At 74.0% G+C, this 14,383-nt stretch carries 16 protein-coding genes; 8 read left to right on the top strand and 8 right to left on the bottom strand.

Annotation, left to right across the window (positions count from 1 at the left end):
- Positions 1-76: 76 nt before the first annotated feature.
- From AB0O40_RS02620 to AB0O40_RS02595, 6 genes are read right to left on the bottom strand one after another with little or no spacing between them, the layout of a single operon-like run.
- Positions 77-889 (bottom strand): urease accessory protein UreD, encoded by an 813-nt coding sequence (locus AB0O40_RS02620; protein ID WP_365034846.1) that lies wholly within the window; start codon positions 887-889, stop codon positions 77-79.
- Positions 886-1,578 (bottom strand): urease accessory protein UreG, encoded by a 693-nt coding sequence (gene ureG / locus AB0O40_RS02615; protein WP_365034844.1) that lies wholly within the window; start codon positions 1,576-1,578, stop codon positions 886-888. The genes AB0O40_RS02620 and ureG overlap by 4 nt, the downstream gene beginning before the upstream one ends.
- 34 nt (positions 1,579-1,612) lie before the next feature.
- Positions 1,613-2,308, bottom strand: a complete 696-nt coding sequence (locus AB0O40_RS02610) for an urease accessory UreF family protein (protein ID WP_365034842.1) — start codon at positions 2,306-2,308, stop codon at positions 1,613-1,615.
- 10 nt (positions 2,309-2,318) lie between these two features.
- Positions 2,319-4,040 carry an urease subunit alpha gene (locus AB0O40_RS02605; RefSeq protein WP_365034840.1) on the bottom strand — a complete coding sequence of 574 codons (1,722 nt, stop codon included), beginning with the start codon at positions 4,038-4,040 and terminating at the stop codon, positions 2,319-2,321.
- Positions 4,033-4,344, bottom strand: a complete 312-nt coding sequence (locus AB0O40_RS02600; protein WP_365034838.1) for an urease subunit beta — start codon at positions 4,342-4,344, stop codon at positions 4,033-4,035. Before AB0O40_RS02600 ends, AB0O40_RS02605 begins: the two co-directional genes overlap by 8 nt.
- Positions 4,345-4,354: 10 nt before the next feature.
- Positions 4,355-4,657 (bottom strand): urease subunit gamma, encoded by a 303-nt coding sequence (locus AB0O40_RS02595; protein ID WP_365034837.1) that lies wholly within the window; start codon positions 4,655-4,657, stop codon positions 4,355-4,357.
- 848 nt (positions 4,658-5,505) lie between these two features.
- Between AB0O40_RS02595 and AB0O40_RS02590 the strand changes: the two genes are divergently transcribed.
- Positions 5,506-5,979: a C40 family peptidase gene (locus tag AB0O40_RS02590; RefSeq protein ID WP_365034835.1), complete on the top strand. Its 474-nt coding sequence runs from the start codon at positions 5,506-5,508 to the stop codon at positions 5,977-5,979.
- A gap of 80 nt (positions 5,980-6,059) precedes the next feature.
- Positions 6,060-6,449 carry a VOC family protein gene (locus tag AB0O40_RS02585; protein WP_365034833.1) on the top strand — a complete coding sequence of 130 codons (390 nt, stop codon included), beginning with the start codon at positions 6,060-6,062 and terminating at the stop codon, positions 6,447-6,449.
- A gap of 30 nt (positions 6,450-6,479) precedes the next feature.
- On the opposite strand, the gene AB0O40_RS02580 is transcribed toward AB0O40_RS02585, so the two are convergent.
- Positions 6,480-6,932, bottom strand: a complete 453-nt coding sequence (locus AB0O40_RS02580) for an ATP-binding protein (RefSeq protein WP_365034831.1) — start codon at positions 6,930-6,932, stop codon at positions 6,480-6,482.
- A 222-nt stretch (positions 6,933-7,154) separates the two neighbouring features.
- Between AB0O40_RS02580 and AB0O40_RS02575 the strand changes: the two genes are divergently transcribed.
- Both AB0O40_RS02575 and AB0O40_RS02570 read left to right on the top strand, forming a co-directional pair.
- Positions 7,155-8,018 carry a helix-turn-helix transcriptional regulator gene (locus AB0O40_RS02575; protein WP_365034830.1) on the top strand — a complete coding sequence of 288 codons (864 nt, stop codon included), beginning with the start codon at positions 7,155-7,157 and terminating at the stop codon, positions 8,016-8,018.
- Positions 8,019-8,034: 16 nt separating this feature from the next.
- The gene (locus AB0O40_RS02570; RefSeq protein ID WP_365034828.1) at positions 8,035-8,268 is read left to right on the top strand and encodes a DUF397 domain-containing protein; all 234 of its coding nucleotides are present in this window, start codon (positions 8,035-8,037) and stop codon (positions 8,266-8,268) included.
- A 66-nt stretch (positions 8,269-8,334) separates the two neighbouring features.
- Here AB0O40_RS02570 and AB0O40_RS02565 read toward each other — a convergent pair whose 3' ends face one another.
- The gene (locus AB0O40_RS02565; RefSeq protein WP_365034826.1) at positions 8,335-9,546 is read right to left on the bottom strand and encodes an 8-amino-7-oxononanoate synthase; all 1,212 of its coding nucleotides are present in this window, start codon (positions 9,544-9,546) and stop codon (positions 8,335-8,337) included.
- Between the two features lie 148 nt (positions 9,547-9,694).
- Here AB0O40_RS02565 and bioB point away from each other — a divergent pair, with 148 nt between their 5' ends.
- The 4 genes from bioB to AB0O40_RS02545 all read left to right on the top strand — a co-directional run bounded on the left by bioB (position 9,695) and on the right by AB0O40_RS02545 (position 14,349).
- On the top strand, positions 9,695-10,981 hold the full coding sequence (gene bioB / locus AB0O40_RS02560; RefSeq protein ID WP_365034825.1) for a biotin synthase BioB: 1,287 nt from the start codon (positions 9,695-9,697) through the stop codon (positions 10,979-10,981).
- Positions 10,974-12,278, top strand: a complete 1,305-nt coding sequence (locus AB0O40_RS02555) for an adenosylmethionine--8-amino-7-oxononanoate transaminase (RefSeq protein WP_365034823.1) — start codon at positions 10,974-10,976, stop codon at positions 12,276-12,278. Before bioB ends, AB0O40_RS02555 begins: the two co-directional genes overlap by 8 nt.
- A 2-nt stretch (positions 12,279-12,280) precedes the next feature.
- Positions 12,281-12,991: a dethiobiotin synthase gene (gene bioD, locus AB0O40_RS02550; RefSeq protein WP_365034821.1), complete on the top strand. Its 711-nt coding sequence runs from the start codon at positions 12,281-12,283 to the stop codon at positions 12,989-12,991.
- 692 nt (positions 12,992-13,683) lie between these two features.
- Positions 13,684-14,349, top strand: a complete 666-nt coding sequence (locus AB0O40_RS02545; RefSeq protein WP_365034819.1) for a class I SAM-dependent methyltransferase — start codon at positions 13,684-13,686, stop codon at positions 14,347-14,349.
- Positions 14,350-14,383 lie beyond the last annotated feature (34 nt).

The raw sequence follows: 14,383 nt of genomic DNA, 5'->3' as shown, positions 1-14,383 counted from the left end.
GTGACGTTCTTTACCAACCCGATAACCGGAAAGACGTGTACCGCTCAGCGGTACCCCCTTGACAAAGACCCGCAGTTCACCGGGCGTACAGCTGCTCGCACTCGGCCAGCAGGGTCCGCAGCCGCAGGGCGTCGGGGGCCAGGACGGTGACCAGGACGGCGGGTCCGGCCAGGGGGGTGGCGGCGGCGAACTCCCCCAGCAGCCGCTCCCGGGGCGGGTCCGCTTCGAACGCCGGGTCGACCACGAGCAGCTGACCGAGCGCCCGGTGGCCACCGAGGACGGCCGGGCCGTCCCAGCCGCCGGCCGCCCCCGGACCGCAGCCCAGCTCCTGGTCCAGCAGCGGGCGGCCGGCCCGGGTGACGGCGAGCCGGGTGGTGAGGCGGCCGGACTGCTCGCCGGTCCGGCCGAGCACCTGCTCCTCCCGCAGCACCAACCGGGCGGTACCGGCCAGTTCGGCCGAAGTACGGGTGAACAGGACACTCCCCGCCGCCGAGATCAGGGGTTCGGGCAGCCAGCGCAGGACGGCGTCCTCACCGACGGTCAGCCGGACCTCGTATCGGGCCGGCGCACCGGTCCGGCCGGGCAGCGCGAGGGTGGCGGCGGCCGAGGTGACCGTCAGCTCGGCGCCGTCCCCCACGGCCGCCTCCACGGCCAGCCGGTCACCGCCCAGCGGGGCGCTCATGGCACCGACCAGGGTGACCCGGGCCCCGGGGCCGGTGCCCCGGGTGCGGCGCAGCGCGAGCGGCCCCTCGCCGGCCAGCAGCGGCAGGGCGGTGCCGCCGCGGCCGTCCGCGGTGGCCGCGATCCGGGCGGTGGCCCGCACCCCGGACGGGAGGAGGGCCGGCAGCTCCGGTTCGAGGACCCCGATCTCCGGGGCGGGGGCACTCACGCCCGGACCGCGGCCCAGGCGGCCAGCCGCTCCCGGACCCAGCCGGCGACCGGGGCGACCCCGTCGGGGGCGGCCAGCGAGGTGAAGGCGACCGGGAGTTCGCCGCGCTGCGCCTTGGCGTCGTGCGCCATCCGGTCCAGGTCGGAGCCCACGTACGGGGCGAGGTCGGTCTTGTTGACGACGAGCAGGTCGGCGGTGGTGACCCCGGGGCCGCCCTTGCGGGGGATGTCGTCCCCGCCGGCCACGTCGATCACGAAGATCTGGGCGTCCACCAGCCCCTTGGAGAAGGTGGCCGTCAGGTTGTCCCCACCGGACTCGACCAGGACCAGGTCCAGCGGGCCCACCGCCTCCTCCAGGTCCTCGACGGCTTCCAGGTTGGCGGAGATGTCGTCGCGGATCGCGGTGTGCGGGCAGGCCCCGGTCTCGACCGCGGCGATCCGCTCCGGAGGCAGCACGGCCTCGCGCAGCAGGAACTCGGCGTCCTCGCGGGTGTAGATGTCATTGGTGACCACCGCGAGGGAGAACTCCGTGCGCAGCGCCCGGCAGAGCGCCGCCACGGTGGCGGTCTTGCCCGAGCCGACCGGTCCGCCCAGCCCGATGCGCAGGGCGCGGCGGGCGCCGTCGGGGCGGACCGGGGGCGCGGCGTGGGTGTGCCGTTCCGGGTAGGTCACCGGGTGGTCGAGGTGCATGGGGACTCCATGAGAAGAAGAAGGGGAAGGCGGTTCAGGAGGCGAACAGCCGTACCGGCCAGTCGGCGTGGGCCTGCGCGCCGATCTCCAGCAGCGGCGAGGCGGCGGCGGGCAGCTCCGCGGGGCCGCCGAGGCGGGCCCGCTCGGCCGCGTCCGCCGCCCGGACGGCCACCTCGTCGAGCTCGGGCGCCAGCCGCGCCAGTACCGCGGTGGCCTCGAAGGGGTCCAGGCCGAGCAGCCGCACGGTCGCGGTGACGGGGCCGCCCACGCTCTCGTACGCCGCCACGGCCGCCGCGTCGAGGGGACCGAGCCCGGCCGCGCGGGCGGCCAGCCCGAGGGCCACCGGCTGGTGGGCACCGCGCGGGAAGGCGGCGGCCAGCGCCGCCAGGCCCGTGTCCCCGGGCCAGACGGCCCGGGCGGCCCGGGTGAGCTGGCGGCCCAGTTTGCGGGCCGTGGCCCGCAGGGCCGGGGCCGGGGTCCGGGCGTCCGCGGCCGCGTCCAGTGCGGCCGGGTCGAGGCCGAGGGCGGCCGCCGCGGCGAGCGCGGCGGCCACCAGCCCGGCGGTGTGCAGCCGCCCGCGGCAGAAGGCGGCCAGGCTGTCCGGGCCGGTGATCCGGCCGGCTTTCACGGCTGCCTCGGCCCCGCCGGAGTGGGCGTGCCCCCCGGCGGGGAAGCGGCCGTCGGCCAGGACGAGCAGGGCGGCCCGGCCGGCGGGTGGGGTGGTGGTCACGGCCGCCCGCTCAGAAGAGGAAGTAGCGCTGGGCCATCGGCAGGACCGCGGCCGGTGCGGGCTCGACCGGCTCCCCGTCGATGGTGACGGTGAAGGTGTCCGCGTCGACCTCGACCCGGGGCCGGGCGTCGTTCTCGCGCATGTCCGCCTTGGTCACCGAGCGGGTGCTCTCGATGGCCACGAACTCCTTGCCCAGTCCCAGCCGTTCGGGCAGCCCGTCCGCCAGGGCCGCCGCGGCGGTGAAGTTGACCGAGTTGTGCGCGGGGGCGCGGCCGTACGCCCCGTACATCGGCCGGGGCAGCACCGGCTGGGGGGTGGGGATGGAGGCGTTGGCGTCGCCCATCTGCGCGTAGGCGATCTGGCCGCCCTTGATGACCAGTTGGGGCTTGACCCCGAAGAAGGCCGGGTCCCACAGGACGAGGTCGGCGAGCTTGCCGGTCTCGACCGAGCCGATCTCCCGGGCCAGGCCCTGCGCCACGGCCGGGTTGATCGTGTACTTGGCGACGTAGCGGCGGGCCCGGTGGTTGTCGGCCCGGCCGTCCCCGGGCAGCGCGCCGCGGCGCTTCTTCATCACGTGCGCGGTCTGCCAGGTGCGCAGGATGACCTCGCCGATCCGGCCCATGGCCTGGGAGTCGGAGGAGATGATGGAGATGGCGCCGAGGTCGTGCAGCACGTCCTCGGCGGCGATCGTCGAGGGCCGGATGCGGGACTCGGCGAAGGCCAGGTCCTCGGCGACGGCGGGGTTGAGGTGGTGGCAGACCATCAGCATGTCGAGGTGTTCCTCGACGGTGTTGAGGGTGTGCGGCCGGGTCGGGTTGGTCGAGCTGGGCAGCACGTTGGCCTCGCCGACCACGGTGATGATGTCGGGTGCGTGCCCGCCGCCGGCGCCCTCGGTGTGGTAGGCGTGGATGGTCCGGCCGGCGATCGCGGCGAGGGTGTCGCCGACGAACCCGGCCTCGTTGAGGGTGTCGGTGTGCACGGCGACCTGGGCGCCGGTCTCCTCGCAGACGCTCAGGCAGGCGTCGATGACGGCGGGGGTGGCCCCCCAGTCCTCGTGGATCTTGAAGCCCAGTGCGCCGCCGCGCAGTTGGGAGTGCATGGCCTCGCGGGACATGGTGTTGCCCTTGCCGAGCAGCCCGATGTTGACGGGGTGGCCGTCGAGCGCGGCGAACATCCGGGCCAGGTGCCAGGGGCCGGGGGTGACGGTGGTGGCCTTGCTGCCCTCGGCGGGGCCGGTGCCGCCGCCGACCAGGGTGGTGATGCCGGAGGCCAGCGCCTCGTCGAGGATGGTCGGCGAGATGAAGTGGACGTGGGCGTCGATGGCGCCGGCGGTGAGGATCTTCCCGTTGCCGGAGATGATCTCGGTCTCCGGGCCGATCACCAGGCCGGGGGTCACCCCGTCCATGGTGTCGGGGTTGCCGGCCTTGCCGATGCCGGTGATCCGGCCGTCCCGCAAGGCGACGTCGGCCTTGACGATCCCCCAGTGGTCGAGGATGACGGCGCCGGTGACGACGGTGTCGGGGGCGCCCTCGGCGCGGGTGGTGCGGGCCTGTCCCATCGACTCGCGGATCACCTTCCCGCCGCCGAAGACCGCCTCGTCCCCGGCCCGGCCGGGGCCGCCGCTGCGGTCCTCCTCGATCTCGATGAACAGGTCGGTGTCGGCGAGCCGGATCCGGTCGCCGGTCGTGGGGCCGAAGAGGTCGGTGTACGCCTCGCGGGTCAGCTCAGCCATCGAGGTCTCCTCGGGTCTCGCCGCGCAGTCCCGGTACGGTGCGCAGCCCGGCCAGCGGGACCAGCTCGACCTCGACGGGCAGGCCGGGCTCGAAGCGCACCGCCGTGCCGGCCGCGATGTTCAGGCGCAGGCCCCGGGCGGCGGGGCGGTCGAAGTCGAGGCCGGGGTTGGCCTCGGCGAAGTGGTAGTGGGAGCCGACCTGGACGGGGCGGTCGGCGGCGTTGAGCACGGTCAGGCGGGTGACGGGGCGGCCCGTGTTGAGGGGCACCGGCCCGTCGGCGTGCAGGATCTCGCCGGGGATCATGGGGGGCACCTCAGACGATCGGGTCGTGGACGGTGACGAGCTTGGTGCCGTCCGGGAAGGTCGCCTCGACCTGGACGTCGTGGAGCATCTCGGGGATGCCGTCCATGACCTCTTCCCGGGTGAGGACCTTGCGGCCGGAGGCCATCAGCTCGGCGACGGTGCGACCGTCGCGGGCGCCCTCGAGGATGTGCGAGGAGATCAGCGCGACCGCCTCGGGATGGTTGAGCAGCACGCCTCGGGCCCTGCGCTTCTCGGCCACGTCGGCGGCGACGTGGAGGAGCAGCCTTTCCTGTTCGTGCGGTGTCAGTTGCACGGGGATCCACCTCACTGGCGGGAAGATGATCAAGCACCGGAACGGTCCGGACACTAGTCGCGCTCAACAGTTTGTTGACCACCCCTTGTCAACTGCTGGTCAGGACTTGCCACTCGCAGAGCCCTTTTTGGCCAGTGGACAACCCCCGCTTTGCGACGACATGGGACGCGGACCGGATCCCGCAGCGTAGGGCGCGCGCTTTTCCGCTGCGTTACCCCACGTTTCGGGCGGTCGCGCGGTTCGACCCCGATCCGGCCACCGACGGGCCGCCGTATACCGGCGGTTACCCACACACCCACCCAACTCGCAACGTGGCGGGCTGGGTACGGAACGTGACCTGACGAAGCATCCACGTCCTCACCGGACTCACCCGTACGGAGTACTCCACTTACGCATCCTTGACATGACATCGGACAGATCGCCGCAGAACGCAACCGCGCAGGTCAGAGGGGGCGTCCAGGCTTCCGGGAGGGTGCGAACCGGAGGCTCGGGAGCCAATTCCGGCATACGTGAGGAGTCTCACATATAGCCGATTCGATGCGGTTCCCGGGCGATTTCTGCGTCAGGATCCCTGTCGACGACAAGCCCCCGCCGCCGCGGCGGGGCGGTCCGGGCGGACGCCGAGTCCTGCCGCCTCACCCGGACGACTGGTCGACAGGAGTGCATCGGCAGGAGTGGAGGACCCAGCAGTACGGGTCGGCGGACCGTCATGGTCCGGCGCCGGCCCTTGGGGTGAAGCCGTACGCCGCCCCCGTCCCGCCCGGGACGGGGGCGTTCTGCGGCCGGGCGAACTTCGCCGCCCGAACCCGACAGGTCATCCTTCACAGGCGGCTGACGAAGGGTTGCGCATGTCTGCGCTCAAGAACGTCCCGTCCGCGCTGTCCCGGGCCGGCCTCACCTCGGCCCTCACCCTCGCCCTGGCGGGGGGCGCGATGCTCGCCCCCGGCGCCCAGACCGAGGCGGCGGCGGCCACCCCCGGGGCCAAGGCCCTCGCGGTGGCCGCGTCCAAGAAGGGATCCCCGTACCAGTACGGGGCGTCGGGCCCCTACCGCTTCGACTGCTCGGGGCTCACGCTGTACGCCTTCAAGCGCGTGGGCAAATCGCTGCCGCGCACCGCAGCGCAGCAGTACAACCGCACCTCGCACATATCGGCGGGCTCCCGGCAGCCGGGCGACCTGGTCTTCTTCCACTCGGGGGGTTCCATCTACCACGTGGGCATCTACGCCGGGGGCGGCAAGGTCTGGCACTCCCCCAAGACGGGCTCCACGGTCCGTCTCGAGCGGATCTGGACCGGCAGCGTCAAGTACGGCCGGGTGCGGTGATTTCCCTCCGTTTGGCGTGATGCGCAGGTAGGTTGACGGTCCCGGCGGCTCCCCGCCGGGACCGTCGACCAAGGAGAGACGTGTCCTTCCTCAACCCCGTCCGGCACATCACCTTCGACGCCCGCGACCCCTACGCGACCGCCGAGTTCTGGGCGGCCGTCACCGGCTACGCCCTGGACCCGTCCGAGAAGGGCGACGACGAGGTCCTGATCGACCCGGGTCAGCCCGGGGTCCCCGGCCTCCTCTTCATCCGCGTACCGGACGAGAAGACCGTCAAGAACCGCGTCCACCTCGACATCCAGCCGCCCACCGGCACCCGGGACGAGGAAGTGGCGCGGCTGCTCGCCCTCGGCGCCCGGATCGCCGACGACCGGCGCACCTCCGAGGGACTGGGCTGGGTCGTGATGACCGACCCCGAGGGGAACGAGTTCTGCGTGGAGCGCAGCGCCGTCGAGCGCGGCCTGACCTGAGCCGGCGCCGGCGGGCCGGCCGGCCGCCCCTCAGCCGCCGGACTCCACGACCGCCGCGGGGGCGGCCGCCGTCCAGGGCAGCGCGATCCACACGGTCTTGCCGCCGTCCTCCGTCGGGCACACCGACAGCCGGCCGCCCGACTCGGCGGTCAGCCACCGGATGATCACCATCCCGCGGCCGTTGTCCTGCTGTACGGCGGCCGGCAGCCGCCGGGGCCAGCGCGGGTGGCTGTCGGTCACCCCGATCCGCAGCTGCTCGTCGCGCTCCAGCCGCAGGTCGACCGTGAAGGTCGGGGACTGCCCGAAGGTGTGCTGCACGGCGTTGGTGGCCAGCTCGGAGACGATCAGCCGGACGCTGTCGGCCTGCGGGGAGTCCTGCGGCAGCCCCCACTCGGTCAGCACGTCCGCGACGTGTCTGCGGGCCGCGGACACCGAAGCGGGATCGCTCGGCAGAGTGACGGTGGCTTCCTGGTGGTCGGCCATGGACTGTCCCTTTCCCACCGGGGCCGGACTCCGACTCGTGGCGGATGACCTCGCGGCCGGTCCCGGATCTGTGCTCCGCGCCAGACTGCCACTCTCCGGGGCACCGATGCGGGCGATCCCCCAAGATATGCATATATCTGTCGCTCGAAGCGGTGAACTCTGCTACGGAAGACCGTATTTGGGCACGACGGCCGGCACGACGCCGGTGGAAGGAGGCCGGCGATGCAGCACGGTCCCGCGGTTCGCCGCCGCAAGCTGGGCGAGGAGCTGCGGACGCTCCGCGACCGCTCCGGTCTCACCAGCGGCGAGGCGGCCCGGCTGGTCGGGTGGCACCAGTCGAAAGTCAGCCGCATCGAGACGGGCCGCAGTGGCGTGAAACCGGAGGACGTTCGGCTCCTCCTGGACGCGTACGGCGTCGGGGACACCCGCGAACGCGCCCTCCTGGAGGCGCTGGCCGCCTCGGCGGGCGACAGCGGGCAGGGCCGCCAGTGGTGGCACGAGTACCGGGGGCTGCTGCCCCAGGAGTACCGGGACTTCATCAGCCTGGAGGCGAGCGCGGGGGCGGCCCGGACCGTGGAGCTCTCGGTGGTGCCGGGACTGCTCCAGACGGCCGGTTACGCCCGTGCGGTGACCCGGGCGGCGCTGGGCGGCCTGCCGGAGCCCAAGGTGGACGCGCTGGTGGACGTCCGGCTGGCCCGGCAGGCGGTGCTGCGGGCGGACCCGCCGCTGGAGCTGAGCGCGGTGCTCGACGAGGCGGTGCTACGGCGTCAGATCGGCGGCCCGGAGGTGATGCGGGAGCAGCTGCGGCACCTGGTGGCCGTCGCCGAGCTGCCCCAAGTCCGGCTCCAGGTACTGCCGTTCAGCGTGGGAGGCCATCTCGGCCTCACCGGGCCTTTCGTTATCTTCTCATTTCCGAGCATTGCCGATCTGGACGTGGTTGTTCTCGACCATTTGACGAGTAGCCTCTATTTGGAGCGGAAGGAAGACCTCGAGGCGTACGGCGCCGCGTTCCGCACGATCCAGGCGCACGCCCTCCCGCCCCACGACTCGTCGGATCTCATCAGCGCCATCGCTGACGGTGCGTAGAAGGAGGCACACCCCCATGTCCGCAACCCCCCTACCCCCGAGCGGACTTCTGAACAGAGCGACCTGGCGGCGCAGCAGCCGCAGCACCGGCATGAACAACTGCGTCGAAGCCGCCGAACTCGGCGGTGAACTCCTGGCCGTGCGGGACTCGAAGCGGATCCACGGACCCGCGCTCCTGTTCACGGGCACGGCCTGGCAGGGCTTCCTGTCGTACGTACGGGTGGCCGGCCGGCCCGGCTCCGGAAGCTGACCCCCTCTCTTCCGGAGCACGGCCCGGGCCCCCGGCGCGAACCGCCCGGGGTCCGGGCCGACGTCGTCAGCCGGCGGTCGGCGCGGTCCGCAGGATCGTGCCGACCGCACGCTCGATCTCGGCCTCGGTGAGGTCCGCGCGGGCGGTCAGCCGGAGCCGGGAGATGCCGTCCGGCACCGACGGCGGGCGGAAGCAGCCCACCGAGAGCCCCGCCCCGCGGCAGTCCGCCGCCCAGGCCAGCGCCTGCGCCGCCGAAGGCGCCCGGACCGAGACCACCGCCGCGTCCGGGCGGGCCGCCGTCAGCCCCGCCGCGGTCAGCCGCTCGTACAGCGCCGTGGCCACCGCACGGGCCCGACCGGCCCGCTCGGGCTCGCGGCGCAGCAGCTCCAGGCTGCCGAGCGCGGCGCCCACGGCCGCCGGGGCCAGCCCGGTGTCGAAGATGAAGGTGCGGGCCGCGTTCACCAGGTGCTCGATGACCTTCGCCGGGCCCAGCACCGCCCCGCCCTGGCTGCCCAGCGACTTGGACAGCGTCATGGTCGCCACCACGTCGCCGTCACCCGCCAGGCCCGCCGCGTACAGCGCGCCCCGGCCGCCCTCACCCAGGACGCCCAGGCCGTGCGCGTCGTCCACCAGCAGGGCCGCGCCCTCGGCCCGGCAGGCCGCCGCGTACCCGGCCAGCGGCGCCGCGTCCCCGTCGACCGAGAAGACCGAGTCGGTGACCAGCAGCCGCCGGCCGCCCTCGTGGGCGGCCAGGGTCTTGCGGGCCGCCTCCGGGTCGGAGTGCGGGATCACCGCGGTCTCGGCGCGCGAGAGCCGGCAGCCGTCCACGATCGAGGCGTGGTTCCCGGCGTCCGAGACGACCAGGGCGCCCCGGTCGGTGAGCGCGGTGACCGCGGCGAGGTTGGCGGCGTAGCCGGAGGACAGCACCAGCGCCGCCTCGAAGCCGCAGTGCTCGGCGAGCGCCCGCTCCAGCTCGGTGTGCAGTTCGGTGGTACCGGTCACCAGCCGGGAGCCGGTGGCCCCGGCCCCCCAGCGGCGGGCCGCATCGGCCGCCGCCCGGACCGTCTCGGGGTGCCGGGCCAGGCCGAGGTAGTCGTTGCTGGCGAGGTCCAGCAGCGGCGAGTCGGCAGGGCGCGGGCGCAGGGTGCGCACCAGGCCGGCCCGCTCCCGGACCCCGGCCGCCTCGTCGATCCAGTCGAACACGTCGGCTGCGGCCGCCTCCTGCGGGCCCCGGGTCCGGGGCGCGGAGGGCTCGTGCGGGGGTACGTCCTGCGGCATCGGCTCGGTCCTCGGGTTTTGTGGGCTGTCCACAGACCCTAGCGGCCGGTCCGGAGAGGACTGGTGTGGTGATGCCCACACCGCCTTCGAGTCATCTTGTAGCTTCCCTCCTTGGCCGAGGGCCGCACTGTGAGACAGGATCTCGCCTATGGACCTGCTGAACACCCTGGTGGAGAAGGGGCTGCGGCGCGAGCTGCCGACCCGTGAAGAGGCGCTCGCCGTGCTGGCGACGTCCGACGACGAACTGCTCGATGTGGTGGCCGCGGCCGGCAAGGTGCGGCGCAAGTGGTTCGGGCGTCGAGTGAAGCTCAACTACCTCGTGAACCTGAAGTCCGGGCTCTGCCCCGAGGACTGCGGCTACTGCTCCCAGCGGCTCGGCTCCAAGGCCGAGATCCTGAAGTACACCTGGCTCAAGCCGGAGGAGGCCTCGCAGGCCGCCGCGGCGGGCGTGGCCGGCGGCGCCAAGCGCGTCTGCCTGGTGGCCAGCGGCCGCGGTCCGACGGACCGGGACGTGGAGCGGGTCGGCAAGACCATCGAGGCGATCAAGGAGCAGAACGAGGGCGTCGAGGTCTGCGCCTGCCTCGGCCTGCTCTCCGACGGCCAGGCGGAGCGGCTGCGCGAGGCCGGTGCCGACGCGTACAACCACAACCTGAACACGTCCGAGGCCACGTACGGACAGATCACCAAGACCCACACGTACCAGGACCGGGTGGACACGGTGCAGAAGGCGCACGCCGCCGGTCTGTCCGCCTGCTCCGGCCTGATCGCGGGCATGGGCGAGAGCGACGAGGACCTGGTCGACGTCGTCTACTCGCTGCGCGAGCTGGACCCGGACTCGGTGCCGGTCAACTTCCTGATCCCCTTCGAGGGCACCCCGCTCGCCAAGGAGTGGCACCTCACCCCGCAGCGCGCGCTGCGCATCCTCGCGATGGTGCGGTTCGTCTGCCCCGACGTCGAGGTCCGGCTCGCCGGCGGCCGCGAGGTGCACCTGCGCACCCTCCAGCCGCTCGCGCTCCAGCTGGCCAACTCGATCTTCCTGGGCGACTACCTGACCAGTGAGGGCCAGGCCGGCCAGGCCGACCTCGACATGATCGCGGACGCCGGCCTCGAGGTGGAGGGCGCCGGTACGACGACGCTGCCCCGGCACCGCTCCGAGGTCGCCGCGGGCGGCGGCTGCGGCTCGCACGCCGGCGCGTCGGTGTGCGGTTCCGAGGGCGACGCCGGCTGCGGCTCGGGCTGCGGCGGGTGCGCGGGCCACACGGCCGACGACCGGGCCGCCGCCGAGGTGGTCGCCGAGGCCGAGGCGGTGGCCGAGGCCGCCGAGACCGGCGCGCAGGACCCGGCTCCGGCCCAGGCCGCCCCCGGTGAGGTGCGCCCCGAGCTGGTGGCCGTGCGCCGCCGCGGCGCCGGAACGGACCTCGCTCCGAATGCCTGATCAGCTGACCGCGGCCGAACTCCGGGCGCTGGACCGCCAGCACGTGTGGCACCCGTACGGGCCGATGCCCGGACGCCAGGAGCCGCTGGTGGTCTCCTCGGCGTCCGGGGTCCGGCTGCGCCTGGCCGAACCGGTCGAGGGGCAGACCGAGTTGGTCGACGGCATGTCCTCCTGGTGGTCGGCGGTGCACGGGTACAACCACCCGGTGCTCAACGACGCGGTCACCGGCCAGCTGGGGCGGATGAGCCATGTGATGTTCGGCGGGCTCACCCACGAGCCCGCCGTCCGGCTGGCCGCCCGGCTGGTGGAGATCACCCCGCCGGGGCTGGAGCACGTCTTCCTGTCCGACTCGGGCTCGGTCTCGGTCGAGGTCGCCGTCAAGATGTGCCTGCAGTACTGGCGCTCGGTCGGCCGGAGCGGCAAGACCCGGCTGATGACCTGGCGCGGCGGCTACCACGGCGACACCTGGCAGCCGATGGCGGTCTGCGACCCCGAGGGCGGGATGCACGAGCTCTGGCAGGGCGTGCTCAACCGCCAGGTCTTCGCCGACGTGCCGCCGTCCGGCTTCGACGCCGAGCCCGACCCGGCCTACGTGGCGCACCTGCGCGAGCTGCTGGCCGCGCACGCCCACGAGGTCGCGGCCTTCATCGTGGAGCCGGTGGTGCAGGGGGCGGGCGGCATGCGCTTCCACTCCCCCGGCTACCTGCGGGTGCTGCGCGAGCTGTGCGACGAGTTCGAGGTCCTGCTGGTCCTCGACGAGATCGCCACCGGCTTCGGGCGCACCGGGGCGCTGTTCGCGGCGGACCACGCCGGGATCACCCCCGACGTGCTGTGCGTGGGCAAGGCCATGACCGGCGGCTACCTGTCGATGGCCGCGACCCTGTGCACCTCCCGGGTGGCGGACGGGATCTCCCGGGGCGACGTACCGGTGCTGGCGCACGGGCCGACCTTCATGGGCAACCCGCTGGCCGCCTCGGTGGCGCTGGCCTCGATCGACCTGCTGCTGGCCCAGGACTGGCCGGGCGAGGTCAAGCGGATCGGGGCGGGGCTGCGCGAGGGCCTGGCCGGCGCGGCGGAGCTCCCCGGGGTCAAGGACGTACGCGTCCTGGGCGCGATCGGCGTCGTCCAGCTCGACCACGAGGTCGACATGGCGGCCGCCACCCGGGCCGCGGTCCGCGAGGGCGTCTGGCTGCGGCCGTTCCGGGACCTGGTGTACACGATGCCGCCGTACGTCTCCACGGACGAGGACGTCGCGCGGATCTGCCGCGGAGTGACCGCGGCGGCGCGGGAAGGCTAGAGATGAGCGTGTTGTTCGTGTCCGGTACGGGCACGGAGATCGGGAAGACCGTGGCGACCGCCGCGATCGCCGCGGCGGCGCTGGCCGCCGGGCGGTCGGTGGCGGTGCTGAAGCCGGCCCAGACGGGCATGGCGCCCGGCGAGCCGGGGGACGCCGCGGAGGTGGCCCGGCTGGCCGGGCCGGTGACCACGGCCGAACTGGCCCGCTACCCGGAGCCGCTGGCGCCGGACACCGCCGCCCGCCGGGCCGGACTGCCGTACGTCACGCCCGCGCAGGTCGCGGAGGCGGCGCAGAAGCTGGCCGCCGACCACGACCTGGTCCTGGTCGAGGGCGCGGGCGGCCTGCTCGTCCGCTTCGACGACGAGGGCCGCACCCTGGCCGACGCGGCCCGCCTCCTGGACGCGCCGGTGCTGATCGTCGCCCCGGCCGGCCTCGGCACGCTCAACTCCTGCGCCCTGACCGCCGAAGCCCTGGCCGCCCGCGGCCTGCGCTCCCCCGGCGTGGTCATCGGCAGCTGGCCGGCCGCCCCCGACCTCGCCATGCGCTGCAACCTCGCCGACCTCCCGAAGGTCTCAGGCACCCCCCTCCTGGGCGCCCTCCCCACCAACGCCGCCACCCTGGCGTCCTTCCCCACCACCGCCCCCACCTGGCTCTCCCCCACCCTCCACGGCACCTGGTCCGCAGAGTCCTTCCTGGCAACCTGGCCGGCGTAACGACACCGGCGCACCACCCCGGCCTCACCGATGGCGGGGGCCCAACCCAGCCTCACCGGCGTTGCAGGCCCGGGGCCCCTATCCAGCCCCGCCGGCAGCGGGAGCCAACCCAGCCTCACCGGCGTTCGAGGCGCGGGGCCCCTATCCAGCCTCGCCGGCAGCGGGAGCCAACCCAGCCCCGCCGGCGTTCGAGGCGCGGGGCCCCTATCCAGCCTCGCCGGCAGCGGGAGCCAACCCAGCCCCGCCGGCGTTTGAGGCGCGGGGGTCCGGGGGCGGAGCACCCGAAAGCCCGGCGCGGAGCGCCGGGGGCGGGGTCCGGGGCGGCAGCACCCGGTTTCGGGAAGGGGCGGGGAGGGGACCAGCTCCGCGCAGCGGCCCCGAACGAGGCCCGCACCAACGCCCAGGCCCCGACCCGCCCAGGGACCGCAGGCCAGGGAAAGGGGCCAAAGCCAACGGCAATGGCCCACCCAGGAGCCACCGGCCGAGACAGGGGCAAGGGCCACCTGCCCAGGCAGGGGCAAGGGCCACAGGCAAGGGCCACAGGCACAGGCACAGGCACCGGCACGGACCACGCAAGGCCCACGCAAGGCCCGGCCCAGACCAAGCCCACCACCCCAAGGGCCCCGCCTCCACGGATGCCCACCCCACCCCGGGGAACACTAGGGGCAGCACCCCAAGAGGAGGCTCCCCCCATGCCCATCGGCAAACGCCAACGACCCCCCGTCCACCACCCCCTCTTCGCCCGCGTGTACGCCGGCCTCAGCACCACCGCCGACACCCACGCCGGCGTGGCCAAGGTCAGGGACCAACTCCTGACCGGCCTCACCGGCCGCGTCATCGAGATCGGCGCCGGCAACGGCCGGAACTTCGCCCACTACCCCCGCGCCGTCTCCGAGGTCGTCGCCATCGAGCCGGAGCCCACCCTCCGCCGTCTCGCCGTCCGCGAAGCCCTCCGCTGCGAGGTCCCCGTGGACGTCGTACCCGGCGTCGCCGAGGCGCTGCCCGTCAAGAGCGAGGCCTTCGACGGGGCCGTCGCCTCCCTCGTGCTCTGCTCGGTCCGCAGCCTGCCCCGGGCCCTCTCCGAGATGTACCGCGTCCTGCGCCCCGGCGCCGAGCTGCGGTTCTTCGAGCACGGCCTGGCCCCCGGCCCCAACATGGCAGCCTTCCAACGGCTGCTGGACCGTACGGTCTGGCCCCGCCTCTGCGGCGGCTGCCACACCGCCCGGGACCCCCTCGCCGCCATCGAGGCGGCCGGCTTCGACGTGGTCTCCCAGCGCGGCATGCGGATCCCGGAGCGCGGCCCCGCCTTCCCCGACTCGTACTGCGTGCTCGGCACGGCGCGCCGCCCGTACGTCTGACCCGGGTCGGGAGCCGGCGGCATACCCCCCGCGC

Origin of the sequence: Streptomyces sp. NPDC089919, from assembly GCF_040684615.1 — a bacterium.
In the GTDB taxonomy this organism is placed as follows: Bacteria; Actinomycetota; Actinomycetes; order Streptomycetales; family Streptomycetaceae; genus Streptomyces.
The sequence above is the reverse complement of the archived record's forward strand: the minus strand, read 5'-3'. Positions and strand labels throughout refer to the sequence as shown.

Coding starts and splice junctions, on each gene's coding strand:
- ureG (WP_365034844.1), bottom strand. CDS start 1,578: ATGCACCTCGACCACCCGGTGACCTACCCGGAACGGCACACCCACGCC.
- AB0O40_RS02605 (WP_365034840.1), bottom strand. CDS start 4,040: ATGGCTGAGCTGACCCGCGAGGCGTACACCGACCTCTTCGGCCCCACG.
- AB0O40_RS02600 (WP_365034838.1), bottom strand. CDS start 4,344: ATGATCCCCGGCGAGATCCTGCACGCCGACGGGCCGGTGCCCCTCAAC.
- AB0O40_RS02590 (WP_365034835.1), top strand. CDS start 5,506: ATGTCTGCGCTCAAGAACGTCCCGTCCGCGCTGTCCCGGGCCGGCCTC.
- AB0O40_RS02580 (WP_365034831.1), bottom strand. CDS start 6,932: ATGGCCGACCACCAGGAAGCCACCGTCACTCTGCCGAGCGATCCCGCT.
- AB0O40_RS02575 (WP_365034830.1), top strand. CDS start 7,155: ATGCAGCACGGTCCCGCGGTTCGCCGCCGCAAGCTGGGCGAGGAGCTG.
- AB0O40_RS02570 (WP_365034828.1), top strand. CDS start 8,035: ATGTCCGCAACCCCCCTACCCCCGAGCGGACTTCTGAACAGAGCGACC.
- AB0O40_RS02565 (WP_365034826.1), bottom strand. CDS start 9,546: ATGCCGCAGGACGTACCCCCGCACGAGCCCTCCGCGCCCCGGACCCGG.
- bioB (WP_365034825.1), top strand. CDS start 9,695: ATGGACCTGCTGAACACCCTGGTGGAGAAGGGGCTGCGGCGCGAGCTG.
- AB0O40_RS02555 (WP_365034823.1), top strand. CDS start 10,974: ATGCCTGATCAGCTGACCGCGGCCGAACTCCGGGCGCTGGACCGCCAG.
- bioD (WP_365034821.1), top strand. CDS start 12,281: ATGAGCGTGTTGTTCGTGTCCGGTACGGGCACGGAGATCGGGAAGACC.
- AB0O40_RS02545 (WP_365034819.1), top strand. CDS start 13,684: ATGCCCATCGGCAAACGCCAACGACCCCCCGTCCACCACCCCCTCTTC.